This window comes from Sunxiuqinia dokdonensis (assembly GCF_001270965.1).
GTDB lineage: Bacteria > Bacteroidota > Bacteroidia > Bacteroidales > Prolixibacteraceae > Sunxiuqinia > Sunxiuqinia dokdonensis.
This window is the reverse complement of the sequence record NZ_LGIA01000077.1, coordinates 1-2,604: the sequence shown is the minus strand read 5'-3', so window position 1 is coordinate 2,604 and position 2,604 is coordinate 1. Positions and strand designations below refer to the sequence as shown.

Here is a 2,604-nt window from a genome sequence, read left to right as displayed (position 1 = left end):
ATTTTTTTTATTTTGTGTCACGATTCGTAAGGTTCAAATTTCAAGTTATCTAACCACAGAGTTACACGGAGTTGGGCACAGAGAAACACAAAGTTTGTTAGTTTGCCAATCGCTTAATTCCATTTTTCAAGGATGCGACATTGCAATTCAATAGCAGTCCAATCTTGCATTCTGAAAGCTTTAGATAGGTTAATTCGTAGGCGCTTTCAAGTAATTCTGATCCCAGAGCTGAGCGAACATCAAAAGCACATTTTAGAATTCGCTCTGTAATTTGATTAATTTCCATAGGTGTTTGTTTTTACAATTATACTCTCATTTTACTCTGTGAGAAACTCCGTGAAACTCTGTGGTTAAATGATTATTACTCGCTACTCCAGCCTCACTTTAAATTTCCGGACGGCAATGGCGGTAAACACAACAGCCATCGCAATTAAAATCACGGTTTCTTTCCACACGTATAAAAATCCGGTTCCTTTGAGCATGATGTTTTTCAGGATGACAATAAACCAGCGCGGCGGCATCAGGTTGGACAGGACTTGCAGCGGCATGGGCATGTTCTCGATCGGGAAAATAAAGCCCGAAAGCAAGATGGTCGGCAACATCAAACCGATCATGGAGATAAACATAGCCACCATCTGGCTGTTGGCGATGGACGAAATGAGAATTCCCAGGCACAGGGCCATCAAAATAAACAAGATACTTTCTCCCATGAGCAGTATCCAACTGCCATGAATGGGGACTCCGAAAGCAAAGTGTCCAATAATCAGGATGATTGCGGCATTGATGATGGATAGGGCGAGGTATGGCGCCACTTTTCCGAGGATGATCTGCACAGGCCGCAGCGGCGAAACCAGTAAAATTTCCATCGTTCCCAGCTCTTTCTCACGGGTGATGGAGATGGAGGTCATCATGGCCGAGATCAGCATCAAGATCATAGCCATAATGCCCGGCACAAACAAGTGCACCGATTCGAGGCTTTCGTTGTAGTACATGCGTACTTCGGGTTCAATTTGCATGGGGAGTTTCAGTTCTCCCATTTCTTTCAGGATGTAGTCGTTGATAATTCCGGAGGTGTAACCAGCCAGCAACTTACCCATATTGGGGTCGGATGCATCGGCAATGACCTGAATGTTGGCTTTTCCTTCGCGTTCGAGGGTTTGTGCAAAGTTGGATTCAAAAATGAGCACTTCTTTCACCTGTCCTTTTTTGAAGATGGCTTCCACGTCATTGGTGCTTTCAAGGTACTGATCGAGCACAAAATAGCCCGACGACAGCAACTTGGCAGTAATTTCCCGCGTCACCTCATCTTTCGACTGGTCATAAATGGCAATGTGCGCATCTTTGATTTCGTTGGTGATGACCGTCCCAAAAAGCAGCAACTGCGCAACCGGAATCCCAAACAAAATAATCATGGTCCGCACATCGCGAAAGATGTGTAGAAATTCTTTTTTAACAAATCCGAAAAAACGTTTCATAGGATTGAGTATTAAAATTCAGTTTTCATGTTGCCTAACCACAGAGTTACACAGAGGTGGACACAGAGGAACACAAAGTTTACTAATTTGCCAGTCGCTTAATCCGGACTCAATTAATTCATAAAACAGACACTCTTCATAGGCGCTCTCCAATAATCCTGGCCCCAAGGCTGAGTGAACATCAAAAGCACATTTTAGAACTGGTTGCGTGATTTGATTAATTTCCATAGCGGCTTATTTTTATAATTAAACTCATATTACTCTGTGAAAAACTCCGTGAAACTCTGTGGTTAAATTACTATCACTCCCCATTTTTCGCGGCTCTGGCCAACTTCAAAAACACCCCATCCATATCCTCCGACTGGAATTGTTTTTTTAGATTTTCGGGGGTGTCGAGGGCAGCAATGCGGCCATCCACCATAATGGAAACCCGGTCACAGTATTCGGCTTCATCCATGTAATGCGTGGTCACAAAAATGGTTTTTCCTTCTGCAGCCGCTTCGTAGATGAAATCCCAAAACTGGCGTCGGGTAATCGGGTCAACGCCACCGGTTGGCTCATCCAGGAACACGATCTGCGGATCATGGAAAATAGCGATGGAGAAAGCCAATTTCTGTTTCCATCCCAATGGAAGCGAAGCGATCAGCTTGTCGCGCTCCGATTCCAGGTTCAGCTTTTTGAGCAGCAGCTGTTCCTTTTCCTTTCGCTGTTTGACCGAAATCCCGTAAATGCCCGCGTAAAACCGGATGTTCTCAGCGATGGTCATATCCTCATACAAGGAGAACTTCTGGCTCATGTAGCCAATGTTCCGCTTGATTTGTTCGGTTTGTTTGTACACATCAAAGCCACCCACGGTAATCTCTCCGGAAGTTGGGGCCGACAAGCCACTGAGAATACGCATGGCGGTGGTTTTGCCGGCTCCGTTGGCTCCCAGAAAGCCAAAGATTTCTCCTTTATAAACCTCGAAGTTCAGGTGGTCGTTAGCCGTGAAAGAGCCGAACTTTTTGACCATGTCTTTTACCGTTATTACCGGGGTTTGTTGATTCATTTTTATTCTGGTTTACTATTTTTCAATTTTAACCACAGAGAACACCAAGTTGAGCACTGAGTTCCACGGAGTACAGTTAAG

At 44.6% G+C, this 2,604-nt stretch carries 4 protein-coding genes; all 4 read right to left on the bottom strand.

Annotated elements, in window-relative coordinates:
• Nucleotides 1–97: 97 nt before the first annotated feature.
• The 4 genes from NC99_RS21615 to NC99_RS06640 all read right to left on the bottom strand — a co-directional run bounded on the left by NC99_RS21615 (nt 98) and on the right by NC99_RS06640 (nt 2,523).
• Nucleotides 98–286: a GxxExxY protein gene (locus NC99_RS21615; RefSeq protein WP_082326349.1), complete on the bottom strand. Its 189-nt coding sequence runs from the start codon at nt 284–286 to the stop codon at nt 98–100.
• Nucleotides 287–368: 82 nt separating this feature from the next.
• Nucleotides 369–1,475: an ABC transporter permease gene (locus tag NC99_RS06645; protein WP_053181238.1), complete on the bottom strand. Its 1,107-nt coding sequence runs from the start codon at nt 1,473–1,475 to the stop codon at nt 369–371.
• 18 nt (nt 1,476–1,493) lie between these two features.
• Nucleotides 1,494–1,703, bottom strand: coding sequence for a GxxExxY protein (locus NC99_RS22655; protein ID WP_082326348.1), 210 nt, complete (start codon nt 1,701–1,703; stop codon nt 1,494–1,496).
• 73 nt (nt 1,704–1,776) lie between these two features.
• Nucleotides 1,777–2,523, bottom strand: a complete 747-nt coding sequence (locus tag NC99_RS06640; RefSeq protein WP_053181235.1) for an ABC transporter ATP-binding protein — start codon at nt 2,521–2,523, stop codon at nt 1,777–1,779.
• Between the last annotated feature and the right edge of the window lie 81 nt (nt 2,524–2,604).